Source organism: Streptomyces sp. NPDC048349, assembly GCF_040651925.1.
GTDB lineage: Bacteria > Actinomycetota > Actinomycetes > Streptomycetales > Streptomycetaceae > Streptomyces.
In genome coordinates, this window is the sequence record NZ_JBEZLA010000001.1 from 305,125 (window position 1) to 320,201 (window position 15,077).

Here is a 15,077-nt window from a genome sequence, read left to right on the forward strand (position 1 = left end):
CCGATGCTCTCCCGCCGGGTGCCCTGCGGCCCGGCCACGGGGCCATCCGGGGGTTCCCCCGTCAGTGCCCCGGGCGGGTGAGGGCGCGGGCCGCCGCGACCTCCTGGTGGACCGCGGCGAGGACGCCCGGCGCCTCGCCCTGCGGCCGCGCGTCGGCGCGTACCGGGGCGGCGCTGCTGCGCACCCGTTCGGCCAGCTCGCGCAGCCGGCCCGCGAGGTCCTCCACCTCCCCCGCGGCGGGCGGCCGGGCCCCGTGGTCGACCCGGACCCGGGCGGCGGTCGTCGCGTCCACGACGCGCTCGACGGCCACCACCAGCGGCCACCACGCGGCGGCCCGGGCCCCCGTCGGCGGCGGCTCGGTCAGGGCCCGCTGGAACTCGCTGCGCACGCCCGACAGGTCGCGGTAGATCCGCCGCCTGGCCTGGACGCGGGCGGTGCGCGCCGCGGCGAGCGCGGCCCCGTCCGCAACCGGTGCGAAGGCCCGCTCGAGGTAGCGGGCGGCGTCGTCCACGGCGTCGGCGAGCCGGTCCCCGATCCGGGTGCGCCAGCTCTCGGGCCACAGCAGGTAGCCCGCGACGAGGGTGATGGCGCAGCCGATCAGGCTGTCCAGCAGGCGCGGCCGGATCAGGTCGAAGCCCTGGTGGTTGAGCTGGTCCGAGAGCAGCAGGATCACCGGGGTGATCGCGGCGGTCTGGAAGGCGTACCCCTTGGCCGAGAAGGCGGGGATCAGTGCGGCGAGCACCACCATCACCGGCACGTCCCACCATCCGCGCGGCACCTCGGCCAGCACCGCGGCGGCGACGACCAGCCCGGCCGCGGTGCCCAGCGCGCGCAGCACGGCCCGCGAGAACACCGAGCCGAAGTCGGGCTTGAGGACGAAGGTGACGGTCAGCGCGACCCAGTAGGACCGCTCGACCTCGATGAGCGAGACGAGGCACTGGGCGAGCCCGATGCACAGCGCGAGCCGCAGTCCGTACCGCCAGGAGGCCCCGGAGAACATCACGTAGCGCACCGCCCTGAGGGCCCGGGCCCGCAGGGGGGCGGGCCGGCCCAGCCGGTCGTCGACGGGGGGCCCGTCCGGTTCGGCCAGGTGGACCACGGCCGCCGCGTGCCGCAGGGCGGAGTCGACGGCCCGCTCCACCGGGGTGCGCGGGGCGGGCAGGTCGAGCACGGGCGCTGCGCTGCGGCCCTCTTCGACCGCGTCGGCCAGGTCCCGTACGGCCGCCGGGATCCCGGGCGGCAGCGGACGGCCGCGCAGGTGGGCGGCGGGGGCGGCCTCCACCAGCGGGATCACCACGTTGAGCTGGGCCAGCATCCGCACCAGCGAGGGGCTGCGCCCGTGCACCCGGGCCCGTCGGCCCAGCACCAGGTCGTAGGCCTGGTTCAGGGCGTGGGTGACCTGCCTGCGGCGCTCCTCGTAATCGGGCCCGCCCGCCGCCTCGAGCGTGTCCGCCAGGGCCCGGTAGGTGGCGGCGACGGCCGTGCGCTCGGGCCCGCGGCCACGCAGCGGCCAGCCCAGCAGGGTCAGCACGAGGACGAACAGCCCGCCCGCGCCCAGCAGCAGGGGGGCCGTCCACCAGGGCTGCGGCAGCGGCAGCCCGGCGCCGATCACGGCGTTGAGCAGGAGCAGCAGTCCGGAGACGGAGGCGACCGTGCCGATCGAGGAGATCATCCCGGAGACCAGGGCGACGAGGGTGAGGGCGCCGACGGCCAGCCAGCCGTGTCCGAAGACCAGGGTGCCCAGGGCCACGCCCGCGGCGCCGAAGAGCTGCGGCACGGCGATGTTCAGGATCCGCATCCGGTAGGCGTCGGCGGTGTCGCCGATGACCCCGGACAGGGCGCCCATGGAGACCAGCGCGCCGTACTCGGGTTCGTCGAGGGCGAATCCGACCGCCAGCGGGGTCGCGAGCGCGACCGCCGCGCGCGCCACGGCGGCCCAGGGGACCGGTGCGGTGCTCGGCCGCAGTCCGCCCAGCAGCCAGGCGGGTGGGGCCAGCGGATGGGGCCGGCCCCGCCCGGACGGTATGTGGTCGGTGCGTTCGGTGCTCATTCCCGCTTCCGTGCCGCCGCTCGCGAATCGGTTCTTCTGGGCTCTTCTGCGTCGTTCTGCGTACGTTGGTACTTTCCGAGCTTATGGGCTGCGGCGCAGTCGGCCCGTCACCCAGGCGACCAGCGCGGCGGCGAGCCCGATCGCCAGCACGGACCAGGCGGTGGTGCGCAGGAACGCGGTGAGGGCGTCGTACACCGCTCCGGCGGCCTGCCGGTCGATGTCGGCCGGCAGGTCGTCCAGCGTGATCCGGCGGCAGACGTCCACCGCGATCCACAGCAGGGCGGCCCCGGCCGCGAGGCCGAGCCCGGTGGCCACGACGGCCTGCCGGCGGCGTACGGCGACCGCGATGGCGGCCGCGGCCAGCACCACGGTCAGTACGGGGAGCCAGACTCCCGCGATCTGGAGCATGCGGAAACCCTTCCGGAGCGCACCGAGGTCGTCGTACTCCATCACCTCGACGGAGACGTGGGTCACCGGGATGCGGTCGGCGAACGGCACGCCGTCCGCCACGAGTTCGCCCTTGACCTGGGCGATGACGGGCGCGAGGTCGATGGTGACGGCGTCGCCGTGGCCGGTGGTGAGCGCCTGGAGGAACGCGGCGTGGGCGGCCCGGTTGGCCGCGTCCCAGGCGGTGCGGTAGGCGGGCGTTCCGGCGAAGGAGCTCAGGGCCTCGCCGAGCAGGGCGTCCACCCCGGTCTGGAAGGGCCCCGCGTCGATCTGGCCGGCGAGGGCGCGCGTGGTCTGGGTGACGACGACGCCCCGGACGGCGGGGTTCCCGGCGAGCGGGGACATGGCGGCGGTGTAGCGGTCGGCGTCGCCCAGCTCGCGGTCGGCCCAGTACGCGACGGCACTCGCGGGTACCAGGAGGAGCACGAGCGCGATCAGGACCGCCGACAGGATGGTGCGCACGTCACCAGGGAATGCCGGGACGCCGCCCGGCGCGAGCGGTGTTGCTGCGGGCGGGTGGCGCGGCGGTGACCGGGGTGGCCGCGCTCGCCCTGCCCGGCCGGAGATCGACGCCATGGCCGTGCGCCCGTCCTGACCGTCCGGCCGTCCGGCCGTGGACCGGCCGTGATCCACTTGCCGCCCGGGGGCGGCGGGTGTGCCCTGGATGAGGGGAGAGAGGAGCCCGTCATGGCACATGCGGCACCCACCGCCCATCGGCGGCACTACACCCGCCGGACGGCGGACACGGACCACCTCGCCAGGAACGCCCTCACGCGCGCCCTGCTGATGGGACTCGTCTACGGAGTCTGGGCCGCCTTCATCCAGCGTCAGATGGGCCCGGTCGACGCGGGCAACGTGTTCTACGGGATCCTCTGCGGCGCGCTGTTCGCCGCCGTCATGTTCGGTCTCAACCGGGTCGGCCCCCGCCTGAAGCGCGAGGTCCACGCCGCCGCGTACGGGGTCTTCGGCGGCATTGCCGTGGGCTACCTGCACAGCCTCACCGGCGCCACTGTGCTCAGCTCCAGCGTCATCGGGCTCTTCTCCGGCCTGGGCGTGGGAGGGGCCGCCTTCTACCGCTACTACACGCGCGAGCCCTGAACCCCTCGAGGTGGCGCCGGTTCCCGCCCGCGCGGGAACCGGCGCTCCTTGCTTCCAGGCGGCGGATCTACGCGGCGGAGTCCGCGGGGGCGCTCTGCTGCGGTTCGCTTTCGGGCTCGGGGGCCGAGTCCGGGGTCTTGTGCGCAGCGGCCGGGTCGGCGCCGTGACGGAGCGGCGGGGTGAACCGGGCGGCCTCGGCGCGGAGCATGGCGTTCAGGGCGGCGTAGGCGTCGATGGGCATGGCGGAACCTCACGGTGTTCGGGGGATGTGGGGGACTGCGTTGCTACGGGGCCTCGGCCGTCTCAGCAGCGCAGCACCACACTCCGCACCGTCCGCGCGGACAGCGCCGGTTCGGCCGTCCGCCACACGCCTGCGGCCACGGGCCGCTCCTGCACGTGTTTCACGTGAAACACCGGCAGGGGAGTCCGCCGCACGCCGGGCACCCCGCGCGGCAGCGACCGTACGGCCGCCCGCGCCTCGGGTTCTGCGGCCGGATCGGACTGTCCCTCGGTGGGCTCGGCGGGGACGGTGGAGGAGGGCCGGGACTCGGCGAACGTCGCCGCGGCCGGACCCGCCCCGAACACGCACAGCAGCACGACGCAGGCCGACGTCAGGGCCTGGGTCAGGGCCCTGGCCAGGGCCGTGCGCACGTACTGCCTCCCGCTCATGCGAGGGGTGTGCCCCGACACGCCGGGAAGCTCCCGGCCGGCCCCCCAGAAGCCCCCGACCGGCGGAACGAAGAGCGCCCCCACGGATGACAGCGGGCCGGTCAGCGGCCCCGGCGCTGCCCCGTCAGCCGGGCCAGTACGGCTGTCTCGCCGCCGAACAGCCGCAGGTGGGGCCGCCCCGTGCGGTCCTCGCGGCCGCCGGACGCGCCCGGGGAGAGCCGGATGACGGTGAACACGGCCGTCCGGCCGTCGTCGCGGGAGATCTCGACGGTCCGGCCCCGCTGGAGCCCGGCGAGGTCCAGTCCGGATCCGCTGACCACGGCGGTGCCGGCCGACCCGGGTGCCGGGCCGTCGGCCTGCCAGGACGCCCCGGTCCGCGCTCCGGTCCGCGCTCCGGCCCGCGGCCCGGCCCGACCAGGCCCCTCGGGCCCGTCGTACCCGTCGGCTCCCTCCGTCCCGCCCGGTGTCGCGGACACGCCGGTCACCGGTACGTCGAGGCCCAGGCTCGGCACGCGCAGGCGCAGCGGCCGGGCGTCCCGCAGCGGCCCGCTGACCGGCCGGAGCGGGCCCGCGGCCGTCCTCGGCGACCGTGCGCCGTGTCCGGGGACGTGCTCACCCGCCTGCTCCCGCTGCCGGGCCAGGCGACGGTGGTCGGAGAGGCCCAGGGCCCGGGAGGGCAGGGCGTCGTCGGTGGTCGACGCGGCGGGGCCGGCACCCTCGGTGTGCTGCAGCACACCGATCCCGGTGGCCAGCACCACCACCGTCAGCGCGGCGACGACCGACTTGGCGCGGGGCATGCGGGTCCCTCCGGTCCGGCTCGGGCGGCCGGGTCATGTGAGCAGTGCATACCTCCACTGCCCCCGGCACCAGGTCAAACACGGGAGACTGACAGAACGTCACGGGCGTGTCGGCCTCGTGATCCCCACGTTCTCCCAGCTGACGGCCGGTCCGGCCGCCCCGCCCCGGGCTGGGATCCCGTACGCCCGAACGGGTGAGTCAGATCGTCACCAGCGTTGCCGTCGCCGCGCCCATCAGCACCGCGGCGAGGTGGACCGCCGGATGGCCGTAGTCGCCGGACCACAGGTGGCGGGCCAGGCCTCCCAGTGCCGCCAGTGCCGCTATCACACCGAGCTGGCCGAAGAGGGTGACGGCGGTGAAGGGGGCCAGGAGCAGCAGGAAGGAGTTCAGCCAGAAGGGGGCGGCGCCCGTCCAGCCCCGCCATTCCCTGATCGCCGTCGGCATGAACTACCGGCCCCCTCGCCCACTCGTCGTCAACGTGTCGGTGGCACAGCCTCCTTGGGTGCGGCGATCGGCACAAGGGTCCGTTTCGGCTACAGAACCGGAACCGCGGCTGGAAGTCGTCCACCCAGCACAACGGCCCGGACCCCGCGGAGCGGTCCGGGCCGAACGGAGCGGCAAACGGAGGGGGTGTCAGGCGACGATCCAGTCGGAGGTCGCGATCACCGGCTGCACGCCGTCCCGGTGGACGGTGCCCTCGATCAGGCCGTACATCCGGTCCGCCGCGAAGTACACCTCGTTGTCGTTCTTGAGGCCGAAGGGCTCCAGGTCGACGAGGAAGTGGTGCTTGTTGGGGAGGTTCAGGCGCACCTCGTTGACCCGGGGGCAGTTGTCGAGCACGCGCTCGGCCATCTGGTTCAGGGTCTGCTGCAGCGAGTACGAGTAGGTCTCCGCGAAGGCTTCCAGCATGTTCTTGCGGACCTTCTTGTACGACTGGTCCCAGTCGTAGGAGGCGTCGTCGGCCGCCAGCGCCGAGTGCGCCCAGCGGGCGGTCACCTTGGTCGCCAGGATGCGGTCGTACGCCTCCTTGAGCGTCGTGTACTTGTCCTTGATGTAGCCGTGGAACTCGGAGTTGGTCGAGTTCATCACCGTCAGGTCCTTCAGGCCCGAGATGACCTGGAGGCCCGTCGTCTCGCTGTAGGTGATCTGCGCGGTGCGCACCTCCTGGCCCTTGCGGACGAAGGAGTGCTGCTCCTTGCGCGTCGGGACCGGGATGCGCTCCCACGCGTACTCCTCGATGCGGATCTGTGCCTCGCGGATCGGCCGCTGGGAGGAGACGAAGTGCTTGGCGAGCAGGATGCCGAAGGCCTCGGGGGATGCGATCCCGTGCTCCTTGCCGAAGGCGTACACCGTGTTCTTGGTGGTGTCGGTCGGCAGGCAGTTGGCGTTGTCGCCGGTCAGGTGGACGTCGCGGAACTCACCGCGGAGCGCGACCGACACGTTCAGGTCGCGTATCTCGTGCCACGAGCCGTCGCTGCCCTTGCGGGTGACCTTGACGATGCGGTTCTCGGCCTTGCCGTACTGGTTCTGGGCCAGGACGTGCTTGCTCATGGGATGACTTCCTTCGGGTACACGGAGTCCGGCGGACTGGATCCCGTACGCCCGGCGTCCAGCGGTCGGCCCGCTCCCCGCCGTTCGGTCCCGCGGGACCGCCCCGGGACTGACGTGCATCCCGGTCCGTAGGTGCTCTGTCGGATTTCAGCACGTTCACGTGCTGTTCGGAATGGCGCGGATCCTCCGAGACAGGCACCCACGGATTGGGCGACCCTACGTCTGCGCAGCTCAGGACGTGTGCGCGTCGGCGACCGACAGGGCCTCGTCGAGGATCGCCAGGCCCTTGGCGACGTCCTCGGGCGAGATGGTGCACGGCGGCGCGACGTGGATGCGGTTCCCGGCGAGCAGGGGCCACAGGCCGCCCTTCTTCAGGGCCGCCCCGAACTCCGCCATGGGCGCGTTGTCGGCGCCCGAGGCGTTGTACGGCACCAGCGGCTCGCGCGTGGCCCGGTCCCGTACGAGTTCCAGGGCCCAGAAGGTGCCCAGGCCCCGGACCTCTCCGACCGAGGGGTGCCGCTCGGCGAGCGCCCGCAGCCCGGGCCCGAGCAGCTCGGCGCCGGTGCGGGCGGACCGCTCGACGACGCCCTCCTCCTCCATGACGTTGATCGTCGCGACGGCGGCGGCGCAGGCCAGCACGTGCCCGGAGTACGTGAGCCCGCCCGGGTAGGGCTTGCGGGCGAAGGTCCGGGCGATGGCGGCCGAGATGGCGACCCCGCCGAGGGGCACGTATCCGCTGGTCACTCCCTTGGCGAAGCACAGGAGGTCGGGTACGACGTCCCAGTGCTCGGCGGCGAACCACCGGCCGGTGCGGCCGAAGCCGACCATGATCTCGTCGAGGATGAGGACGATGCCGTAGCGGTCGCAGAGCGCGCGCACGCCGGGCAGGTAGCCGGCCGGGGGCACCAGGACGCCCGGGGCGCCGCCGACGGTCTCCAGGATGATCGCGGCGATGGACTGCGGGCCCTCGAAGACGATGGTGTCCTCGAGGTGGCGCAGGGCCCGCTCGCACTCCTCGGCCCCGGTGGCCGCGTAGAAGGGCGAGCGGTAGGCGAAGGGGCCCCAGAAGTGCACGACGCCGGCGGTCGCGGTGTCGTTGCCGAAGCGGCGGGCGTCACCGGTCAGGTTGATCGCGGTGGAGGTGGCCCCGTGGTACGAGCGGTACGCGGAGAGCACCTTGGGCCGGCCGGTGTGCAGACGGGCCATGCGGACGGCGTTCTCGACGGCCTCGGCGCCGCCGTTGGTGAAGAAGATCTTGTCGAGGTCGCCCGGGGTCCGCTCGGCGATGAGGCGTGCGGCCTCGGAGCGGGCGTCGACCGCGAAGCCGGGCGCGACCGTGCAGAGCCGCGCCGCCTGCTCCTGGATGGCCGCGGCGACCTTGGGGTGCTGGTACCCGATGTTGGTGTAGACGAGGGCGCTGGAGAAGTCGAGGTAGCGGTTGCCGTCGTAGTCCCAGAAGTACGAACCCTCGGCCCCGGCGACAGCGAGCGGGTCGATGAGCTCCTGTGCCGACCAGGAATGGAAGACATGCTTCCGGTCGGCGTCCTTCACGGCGTCCTTCGCGGCGGCGAGGTCGTGGGCTTCTGCGTTCATGAAACGAGAGTAGTTGTCCACGATGTGGAATAGGGGCCGCATGGACCGGATGGGCTCGCAATTTACCGCATTGTGGAATCTAATTTCCGAGATATGAAATCAAGGCGCAGGGTGGCAGGTGCCGGCCGCCCTAGGATTGACAGCCCCGGGTAGGGGTACATGCGGCGCGGAGAGGCGCGGAGACGGGAGGCCCTGTGGCCGAGCAGACGCGGAGGCTTGTTCTCGGCGGCGCCACGCGCGGTGTCGTGGGACGGTGCCGGGACTTCACCCGCAAGGCGCTGGCCGACTGGCAGTGGCCGGGCGGGGCGGAGTCCGTCGAGGACGTGCTGCTCCTGGTCTCCGAGGTGATCACCAACGCCTGTCTGCACGGGGGCGGCCCCCGCGAGCTGGTCCTGCGGTACACCCCGGAGCGGCTGCGCGTGGAGGTCAGCGACGACAGCCCCGAACCCCCGAGGCGGCGGCTGCCGGGCGACCGGGCCCTGCCGGGCGGCCACGGGCTGATCGTGCTGGAACGGCTCGCGCGCGGCTGGGGCTGGGTGCCGTCGCCGGACGGCCGGCCGGGCAAGACCGTCTGGCTGGACGTCCCGGCCCGCGACCGCCCCCAGGACCTGCTCTAGCCGAAAACAGGAACTGGACCTCCTCTGGACGACCCTCGGACGGGATCCGGACGCGCTCTGGACCGGTTCCCGGACGGCATCCGTACGTCCCTGGACGGTGACGGGCCTCAGGCGGGTCCGGGACGCCCCCCGGAGGTGTCGTGGCCGCCCGGAGCCGCCGCGCCGTCCCCCGTCTCCGCCTCCTCCGTCTCCGCCTCGGGATCCGTGAGCAACCCGGTGCGCAGCCTTTGCAGGGTGCGGCTCAGCAGGCGTGACACGTGCATCTGGGACAGGCCCAGCCGGTCGCCGATCTCGGACTGCGTCAGCTCCTGCCCGAACCGCAGGGACAGCAGGATGCGCTCGCGCTCGGGCAGGCCGGCCAGCATCGGCTTGAGGGACTCCAGGCACTCGATGCGGTCGTACGCCGCCTCTTCCTCGCCGAGCGACGGGCGGTCCGCGCCCGGGTCCCGATCGCCCTCCTCCTGCGCCGGCGCGTCCAGGGAGCGCACGGAGTACGCGGACGCCGCCTTGCGGCCCTCCGCCAGCTCCTCGGCCGTGACCTCCAGCTGCCCGGCCAGCTCCACGTCCGTGGGCTCGCGGCCGAGCTCCTGCTCCAGGGCGTCGTGCGCCTTGGCCGCGTCGATCCGCAGCTCCTGGAGCCTGCGCGGAACCTTGACGGCCCAGCTGGTGTCCCGGAAGAACCGCTTGATCTCCCCGCTGATCGTCGGCAGGGCGAACGAGGTGAACTCCACCCCGCGCTCGGGGTCGAAGCGGTTGATGGCCTTGATCAGGCCGATGGTGCCGACCTGGACGATGTCCTCCATCGGCTCGCTGCGTCCGCGGAACCGCCGGGCGGCGTACTTCACCAGGCTGAGGTTGAGCTCCACGAGGGTGTTGCGGACGTAGCTGAACTCCGCGCTGCCCTCCTCCAGCTCTGCCAGCCGCCGGAACAGGGACACGGACAGGGCCCTGGCCTCGTGGGTTGCGACGTCTGTGAGGTCTGTACGGTGCATGGCGCTGCGCTCCTCCGACGGAGGCCCCGGTGGTGCCCGGGGGTACTGCTCGTCGCGGTGTCTCAGGGGATATACCCCCACACATCCGTACGTACCCACCCAAACACTCACCGTAGTGCAGTATCAGCGATCTGTCAGCGGCCCTCAGCGGTTTCTCCCCGGCCTGTCAGGGCCCGCGGCCATGGTGACGGCGTCACGAGGGAGCGAACGCCACACGAGGGGGCACCATGATCCAGATCCCGGCCCGCGGGACCCGGCCGGCGGCCATCGCCGCCACCGGGCTCCGCAAGTCCTACGGGGACAAGACCGTCCTCGACGGCATCGACCTGCACGTCCCGGCGGGCACGGTCTTCTCGCTGCTCGGCCCGAACGGCGCAGGGAAGACCACCACCGTCCAGATCCTCTCCACCCTCATCGCCGCCGACGCGGGGCAGGTGTGCGTCGCCGGGCACGACCTGGCCGCCGCGCCCGATTCGGTACGGTCCGCCATCGGCGTCACCGGTCAGTTCTCGGCGGTCGACAAGCTGCTGACGGCGGAGGAGAACCTCCGCCTGATGGCGGACCTGCGCCACCTCGGCAAGGCGGCCGGCCGGCGCCGGGCCGCCGAGCTGCTCGAGGCCTTCGGCCTGGCCGAGGTGGCCCGCAAGGTGGCCATGACCTTCTCCGGCGGCATGCTGCGCCGCCTCGACCTGGCGATGACTCTGATGGGCGGCCCGCAGGTCATCTTCCTCGACGAGCCGACCACCGGCCTCGACCCGCGCAGCCGCCGCGCGATGTGGTCGGTCATCCGCGAGCTCGTCGCCGACGGCGTCACCATTTTCCTGACCACCCAGTACCTGGAGGAGGCCGACCAGCTCGCGGACCGCATCGCCGTCCTCGACGACGGCAAGCTCGTCGCCGAGGGCACCGCGCACGAGTTGAAGCGGCTGGTCCCGGGCGGCCACATCCGCCTGGAGTTCACCGATCAGGCCGGCTTCGAGCGCGCCGCCCGCACCCTCGGCGAGGTCACCCGCGACGAGGAGGCCCTGACCCTGCGCGTCCCCGGCGACGGCGGCGTGCGCTCGCTGCGCTCCCTGCTCGACCGGCTCGACGCCCAGGCGATCGAGGTCGGCGGCCTGACCGTGCACACCCCCGACCTGGACGACGTCTTCCTCGCCCTGACCGGGCAGACCCTCCCGACCCAGCACAAGGAGCCCGTGCGATGACCACCACCGCCCTGCACGCCGCCCCCACCGCCCCCGCCGGGCACCTGTTCCGCGACAGCGCCACCATGCTGCGCCGCCAGCTCAAGCACGCCCTGCGCTACCCCGGTCTCTCCCTCGGCACCATCGCCGTACCGGTCATCTTCCTGCTGCTCTTCGTGTACGTCCTCGGCCGTCCGCTCGCCGCGGGCATCGGCACGGGCACCGACTACATCAACTACCTCGCCCCCGGCATCCTCCTGATGACCGTGTCCGCCGCCTCCACGGCCACCGCCGTCTCCGTCTGCTCCGATCGCACCGAGGGCATCGTCGCCCGCTTCCGCACCATGGCCATCTCCCGCTCCTCGATCCTCGTCGGTCACGTGGTCGGCAGCATCATCCAGACCATGATCAGCGTCGGCATCGTCATCGGGCTCGCCCTGCTGATGGGCTTCCGCCCGAACGCCGGACCCGCCGGCTGGCTCGCGGCGCTCGGCCTCATCACCCTGCTCACCGTCGCCGTGACCTGGCTGGCCGTCGCGCTCGGCACGCTCGCCAAGAGCCCCGAAGGCGCCAGCAACATCGTCACGCCGCTGGCCCTGCTGCCCTTCATCGGCAGCGCCTTCGTCCCGACCGACTCCATGCCCGTCGTCGTCCGCGCCTTCGCCGAACACCAGCCCTTCACCCCGGTCATCGAGACCATCCGGGCCCTGCTCATGGACACTCCCGTCGGAGCCGAGGGGATCGCCGCCGTCGCCTGGTGTGCGGGGATCACCGTCGCCGCCGGCCTGTGGGCGAACAAGCTGTTCAACCGGCGAGCGTGACCCGCGCCAGCTCCCGTACGTCCTCCATGGACCCCGCACTCCCGCCACGCGCCGCCTCGGCGAAGTACTCCTCGTACTTCTCGCCGAGCGCGGCGCGCGCCGCGTCCTCCACCCGCTGCGCGTCGGGACGCGAACGGTCGGGCCCGCCCCGCACCGCCAGGGCCCTCGCCAGCAGCCGCGCCGCCTCCTGGGGCCGCTCCCGCCGCACCGCCTGATCCGCCACCCCGACCAGCACCTGGGCGACCGTCGGAGCGTGCAGGGAGGCCAGCGCCAGCTCCAGGGCCTGCGCCCGGTGGGCGCCGGCCGTTGCCAACGCGCCCTCCGCGGCGTCCAGATGTCCGAGGGTGTCGAGCAGCAGCGCGTGGAACACCTGATGGACCGCGACCCCGCGGATCCACTCCCGGGCCCGTGCCACCTCGGCGCGCGCCTGCGCCCGGTCCCCGCTCCAGCGGGCCAGGTCCGCCCGGCCGTGCGCCGTCGTGGCGCGCGCCTCGGGCCAGCCCGCCGCCAGTGCCTCCCGCTCCGCCCGTGCCATGGCAGCGGCGGCGGCCGCCGGATCCCCGGCCAGCCAGTACAGCTGGGCCTGCTTGACCCGCGCGTGCAGCTGCTCCTCGACGCCCCCGATCTCGCCGATCACCGCGATGGCCTCCTCGTAGTGGCCCAGCGCGGCCCCGAAGTCACCGCGCTGCGCGACCAGATCGGCCAGTACGGTCAGCGCGAAGGAGATGCCCCAGCGCTCCCCGAGCCCCCGGAAACCGGTCAGCGCCTCCACGATGTCCGCTTCCGCCTCGGCGGGCGGGCCGCCCGCCCCGAGCCGGGTCCGCGCGCCGCCCAGCAGGGCCTGCGCCCGTACCCAGGGGTCCTCGTCCGTCAGCAGCGCCTCCCAGGCGCCGCTCGCCCCGTCGGCGCGCAGCAGCCGGTCCAGCGGCTCCAGGAACCGCACCACCGGATGCCGGCTGCCCGTCCGTTGCGCGAGGAGCAGCCCCTGGCCCAGCACCTCCGCGGTCTTCCGGTCGTCGCCGAGGCCGGCCGTCGCGAACAGCACGGCCAGCGCGCAGGCCAGTGCGCGGCTCTCCTCGTCGTGCGCCGACTGGGGCTCCCCGTCCGGCAGTGGCAACGCCAGGGCCTGCGCCGAGAGTTCGGCGCCCTCCGCCTTGCGGCCGCTGAGCCACCAGTACCATCCGCTCGCCGCGACCAGCCGTACGGCCTCCTGCGCCTCGCCCGCGGCGATGGCGCCGCGCAGCGCCGCGTTGAGGTTGTCGTGCTCCCCGGCGAGCCGCGCGAGCCACTCCAGCTGTTCGGCCCGGCGCAGGCAGGGGTCGGCCGTCCATGCCAGCCGTGTGAAGTACGCGGCGTGCGCCTGCCGGATCCGCTCCTGCTCCCCGGCCTGCGCGAGGCGCTCCAGACCGTAGGCCCGGATCGTCTCCAGCATCCGGTAGCGCCCGTCGTCCGCCGTCACCAGCAGGGACTTGTCGGCGAGCGAGGTGAGCAGGTCCAGTACCCCGTACGCCTCGACGGGTCCGCCCGCACACACCGCCTCGGCGGCCTCCACGGTGGCGCCGCCCGGGAAGGCGGCCAGCCGGCGCAGCAGCGCCCGCTCCGCGTCCGTGAGCAGGTCCCAGCTCCAGTCGACCACCGCGCGCAGCGTCTGGTGCTGGCGCGGAGCCGTCCGCGCTCCGCCGGTCAGCAGCCGGAACCGGTCGTCGAGCCGGGCGGCCAGCTGCCCGGCGCTCATCGTGCGCAGCCGGGCCGCCGCCAGCTCGATGGCGAGCGGCATCCCGTCCAGCGCCCGGCAGATCCGGATCACCTCGGGAGCCGTCTCCTCGGTGACCGCGAAGCCCGGACGGGCCGCGGCGGCACGGTCGTTCAGCAGCCGGACCGATGCGTACGCCATGGCCTGTCCGGCGTCGGCGCCCTGGGGCGGCAGGGCCAGCGGGCGCACCGGCCACAGGGCCTCCCCGGTGAGCCCGAGCGGCTCCCGGCTGGTCGCCAGGACGTGCAGTCCGGGGCATTCGCCCAGCAGCCGGCCGGCCATCGTGGCGGCCGCCTCGATCAGGTGCTCGCAGTTGTCCAGCACCAGCAGGGCGCTGCGGGTGCGCAGCGCGGAGGCGAGCCGGTCCAGCGGGTCGCCCGCCGCCGGCGCCGGCTCCCGCAGGCCCAGCGCGGTCAGTACGGCCTGCGGTACGTCGGCCCCCGCGCTCAGCGGCGCCAGTTCGACCAGCCAGACGCCGTCGGGGAACCGGCCGAGCAGTGGGCGGGCGCTCTGCAGGGCCAGCCGTGTCTTGCCGGCGCCGCCCGGCCCGGTGAGGGTGGTGAGCCGGAACCGTCCGATCAGGGCCTCCACTCCGGCGAGGTCCTCGTCCCGGCCCAGGAAACTCGCCAGCGGGGCACGCAGGTTGGTCGGCGATGCGGTGTCGGGACCTTCCGGTGGGTCCGCGTCCGCGTCCGCGTCCGCGGCCGGAGCGGGCCCGGGTCCGGTGAGTGCGGCGGCGGCCCGTGCGCCGGCCGCGGGCGGGGTGGTCAACTCGCCGCGCAGCACGGCGGTGTGCAGCGCCGACAGCTCGGGTGACGGGTCGGCGCCGAGCTCCTCGGCAAGGACCTCGCGGGCCCTGCCGTACGCCGCCAGCGCCTCGGCGGGCCGGCCGGCGGCGACGAGGGCGCGCATCAGCGCGCCGACGAGCCCTTCCCGCAGGGGGTGTTCGGCGACGAGCGCGGTCAGTTCACCGGTCAGCTCCCGGGCGCGCCCGACCCGCAGATCGGCTTCGATGCGGTCCTCCAGGACCGCCATGCGCAGCTCGGTGAGCCGGGCCACCGGCGCCCGGAAGAAGCCGGAGGCGGCCACGTCCAGCAGCGCCGGCCCGCGCCACAGCCCGAGCGCCTGCCGCAGCAGCGCCGCGGCCTCGCCCGGGTCGGAGGCCAGGGCGCCGCGTCCGGCCGAGGCCAGCCGCTCGAAGCGGACCACGTCCACCTCGTCCGGCTCGAGGACGAGGCGGTAGCCCGCCGGATGCGAGGCGACCTCCACACCGGGCAGCGAACGGCGCAGCCGGGACACCAGCGCCTGCAGGGCGTTCGCGGCGCCCATCGGCGGATCGTTCTCCCAGATCCCGTCGATCAGCAGGTCGGACGCCACCACCCGGCCCGGTTCCAGGGCCAGCAGGATCAGCAGCGTCCGCAACCGCGCCCCGCCGACCCCGATGCCGCCCCCGTCTTCGCCCCGCACTTCCAGGGCCCCCAGCATCGAAATGCGCATGGCGCCA

14 protein-coding genes are annotated in these 15,077 nt (G+C 73.9%); 4 read left to right on the plus strand and 10 right to left on the minus strand.

What is annotated here, in order from left to right:
* Nucleotides 1-61: 61 nt before the first annotated feature.
* Together AB0D44_RS01460 and AB0D44_RS01465 are read right to left on the minus strand one after the other, a co-directional pair.
* The gene (locus AB0D44_RS01460) at nucleotides 62-2,050 is read right to left on the minus strand and encodes an FUSC family protein (protein WP_362582708.1); all 1,989 of its coding nucleotides are present in this window, start codon (nucleotides 2,048-2,050) and stop codon (nucleotides 62-64) included.
* Nucleotides 2,051-2,131: 81 nt separating this feature from the next.
* Entirely contained in the window at nucleotides 2,132-2,959 is an 828-nt protein-coding gene (locus AB0D44_RS01465) for a hypothetical protein (RefSeq protein WP_362582711.1), read from the minus strand.
* Nucleotides 2,960-3,184: 225 nt separating this feature from the next.
* On the opposite strand from AB0D44_RS01465, the gene AB0D44_RS01470 reads away from it, so the two are divergent.
* Nucleotides 3,185-3,595 (plus strand): hypothetical protein, encoded by a 411-nt coding sequence (locus AB0D44_RS01470; protein ID WP_362582713.1) that lies wholly within the window; start codon nucleotides 3,185-3,187, stop codon nucleotides 3,593-3,595.
* 67 nt (nucleotides 3,596-3,662) lie between these two features.
* Here AB0D44_RS01470 and AB0D44_RS01475 read toward each other — a convergent pair whose 3' ends face one another.
* The 6 genes from AB0D44_RS01475 to AB0D44_RS01500 all read right to left on the minus strand — a co-directional run bounded on the left by AB0D44_RS01475 (nucleotide 3,663) and on the right by AB0D44_RS01500 (nucleotide 8,206).
* Nucleotides 3,663-3,836, minus strand: a complete 174-nt coding sequence (locus tag AB0D44_RS01475) for a hypothetical protein (protein WP_362582716.1) — start codon at nucleotides 3,834-3,836, stop codon at nucleotides 3,663-3,665.
* A gap of 62 nt (nucleotides 3,837-3,898) precedes the next feature.
* Nucleotides 3,899-4,264, minus strand: a complete 366-nt coding sequence (locus tag AB0D44_RS01480; protein ID WP_362582719.1) for a hypothetical protein — start codon at nucleotides 4,262-4,264, stop codon at nucleotides 3,899-3,901.
* A gap of 101 nt (nucleotides 4,265-4,365) precedes the next feature.
* Entirely contained in the window at nucleotides 4,366-5,061 is a 696-nt protein-coding gene (locus AB0D44_RS01485) for a class F sortase (protein ID WP_362582722.1), read from the minus strand.
* Between the two features lie 199 nt (nucleotides 5,062-5,260).
* Nucleotides 5,261-5,506, minus strand: a complete 246-nt coding sequence (locus AB0D44_RS01490; RefSeq protein WP_362582725.1) for a hypothetical protein — start codon at nucleotides 5,504-5,506, stop codon at nucleotides 5,261-5,263.
* 189 nt (nucleotides 5,507-5,695) lie between these two features.
* Nucleotides 5,696-6,613 (minus strand): factor-independent urate hydroxylase, encoded by a 918-nt coding sequence (pucL, locus tag AB0D44_RS01495; protein WP_362582728.1) that lies wholly within the window; start codon nucleotides 6,611-6,613, stop codon nucleotides 5,696-5,698.
* 231 nt (nucleotides 6,614-6,844) lie between these two features.
* The gene (locus tag AB0D44_RS01500; protein ID WP_362582731.1) at nucleotides 6,845-8,206 is read right to left on the minus strand and encodes an aspartate aminotransferase family protein; all 1,362 of its coding nucleotides are present in this window, start codon (nucleotides 8,204-8,206) and stop codon (nucleotides 6,845-6,847) included.
* Between the two features lie 194 nt (nucleotides 8,207-8,400).
* On the opposite strand from AB0D44_RS01500, the gene AB0D44_RS01505 reads away from it, so the two are divergent.
* Nucleotides 8,401-8,823, plus strand: coding sequence for an ATP-binding protein (locus AB0D44_RS01505; protein ID WP_362582734.1), 423 nt, complete (start codon nucleotides 8,401-8,403; stop codon nucleotides 8,821-8,823).
* A gap of 107 nt (nucleotides 8,824-8,930) precedes the next feature.
* Here AB0D44_RS01505 and AB0D44_RS01510 read toward each other — a convergent pair whose 3' ends face one another.
* Complete coding sequence (locus tag AB0D44_RS01510) at nucleotides 8,931-9,815, minus strand: SigB/SigF/SigG family RNA polymerase sigma factor (protein WP_362582737.1); 885 nt, start codon at nucleotides 9,813-9,815, stop codon at nucleotides 8,931-8,933.
* 227 nt (nucleotides 9,816-10,042) lie between these two features.
* On the opposite strand from AB0D44_RS01510, the gene AB0D44_RS01515 reads away from it, so the two are divergent.
* Nucleotides 10,043-11,020, plus strand: a complete 978-nt coding sequence (locus AB0D44_RS01515) for an ATP-binding cassette domain-containing protein (RefSeq protein WP_362582739.1) — start codon at nucleotides 10,043-10,045, stop codon at nucleotides 11,018-11,020.
* The gene (locus tag AB0D44_RS01520; protein WP_362582742.1) at nucleotides 11,017-11,820 is read left to right on the plus strand and encodes an ABC transporter permease; all 804 of its coding nucleotides are present in this window, start codon (nucleotides 11,017-11,019) and stop codon (nucleotides 11,818-11,820) included. Before AB0D44_RS01515 ends, AB0D44_RS01520 begins: the two co-directional genes overlap by 4 nt.
* Here AB0D44_RS01520 and AB0D44_RS01525 read toward each other — a convergent pair.
* The gene (locus AB0D44_RS01525; RefSeq protein ID WP_362582744.1) at nucleotides 11,804-15,070 is read right to left on the minus strand and encodes a BTAD domain-containing putative transcriptional regulator; all 3,267 of its coding nucleotides are present in this window, start codon (nucleotides 15,068-15,070) and stop codon (nucleotides 11,804-11,806) included. The two genes, AB0D44_RS01520 and AB0D44_RS01525, sit on opposite strands and share 17 nt — an antisense overlap.
* Between the last annotated feature and the right edge of the window lie 7 nt (nucleotides 15,071-15,077).

Coding starts and splice junctions, on each gene's coding strand:
- AB0D44_RS01475 (WP_362582716.1), bottom strand. CDS start 3,836: ATGCCCATCGACGCCTACGCCGCCCTGAACGCCATGCTCCGCGCCGAG.
- AB0D44_RS01490 (WP_362582725.1), bottom strand. CDS start 5,506: ATGCCGACGGCGATCAGGGAATGGCGGGGCTGGACGGGCGCCGCCCCC.
- AB0D44_RS01480 (WP_362582719.1), bottom strand. CDS start 4,264: ATGAGCGGGAGGCAGTACGTGCGCACGGCCCTGGCCAGGGCCCTGACC.
- AB0D44_RS01525 (WP_362582744.1), bottom strand. CDS start 15,070: ATGCGCATTTCGATGCTGGGGGCCCTGGAAGTGCGGGGCGAAGACGGG.
- AB0D44_RS01515 (WP_362582739.1), top strand. CDS start 10,043: ATGATCCAGATCCCGGCCCGCGGGACCCGGCCGGCGGCCATCGCCGCC.
- AB0D44_RS01485 (WP_362582722.1), bottom strand. CDS start 5,061: ATGCCCCGCGCCAAGTCGGTCGTCGCCGCGCTGACGGTGGTGGTGCTG.
- AB0D44_RS01460 (WP_362582708.1), bottom strand. CDS start 2,050: ATGAGCACCGAACGCACCGACCACATACCGTCCGGGCGGGGCCGGCCC.
- pucL (WP_362582728.1), bottom strand. CDS start 6,613: ATGAGCAAGCACGTCCTGGCCCAGAACCAGTACGGCAAGGCCGAGAAC.
- AB0D44_RS01510 (WP_362582737.1), bottom strand. CDS start 9,815: ATGCACCGTACAGACCTCACAGACGTCGCAACCCACGAGGCCAGGGCC.
- AB0D44_RS01470 (WP_362582713.1), top strand. CDS start 3,185: ATGGCACATGCGGCACCCACCGCCCATCGGCGGCACTACACCCGCCGG.
- AB0D44_RS01520 (WP_362582742.1), top strand. CDS start 11,017: ATGACCACCACCGCCCTGCACGCCGCCCCCACCGCCCCCGCCGGGCAC.
- AB0D44_RS01500 (WP_362582731.1), bottom strand. CDS start 8,206: ATGAACGCAGAAGCCCACGACCTCGCCGCCGCGAAGGACGCCGTGAAG.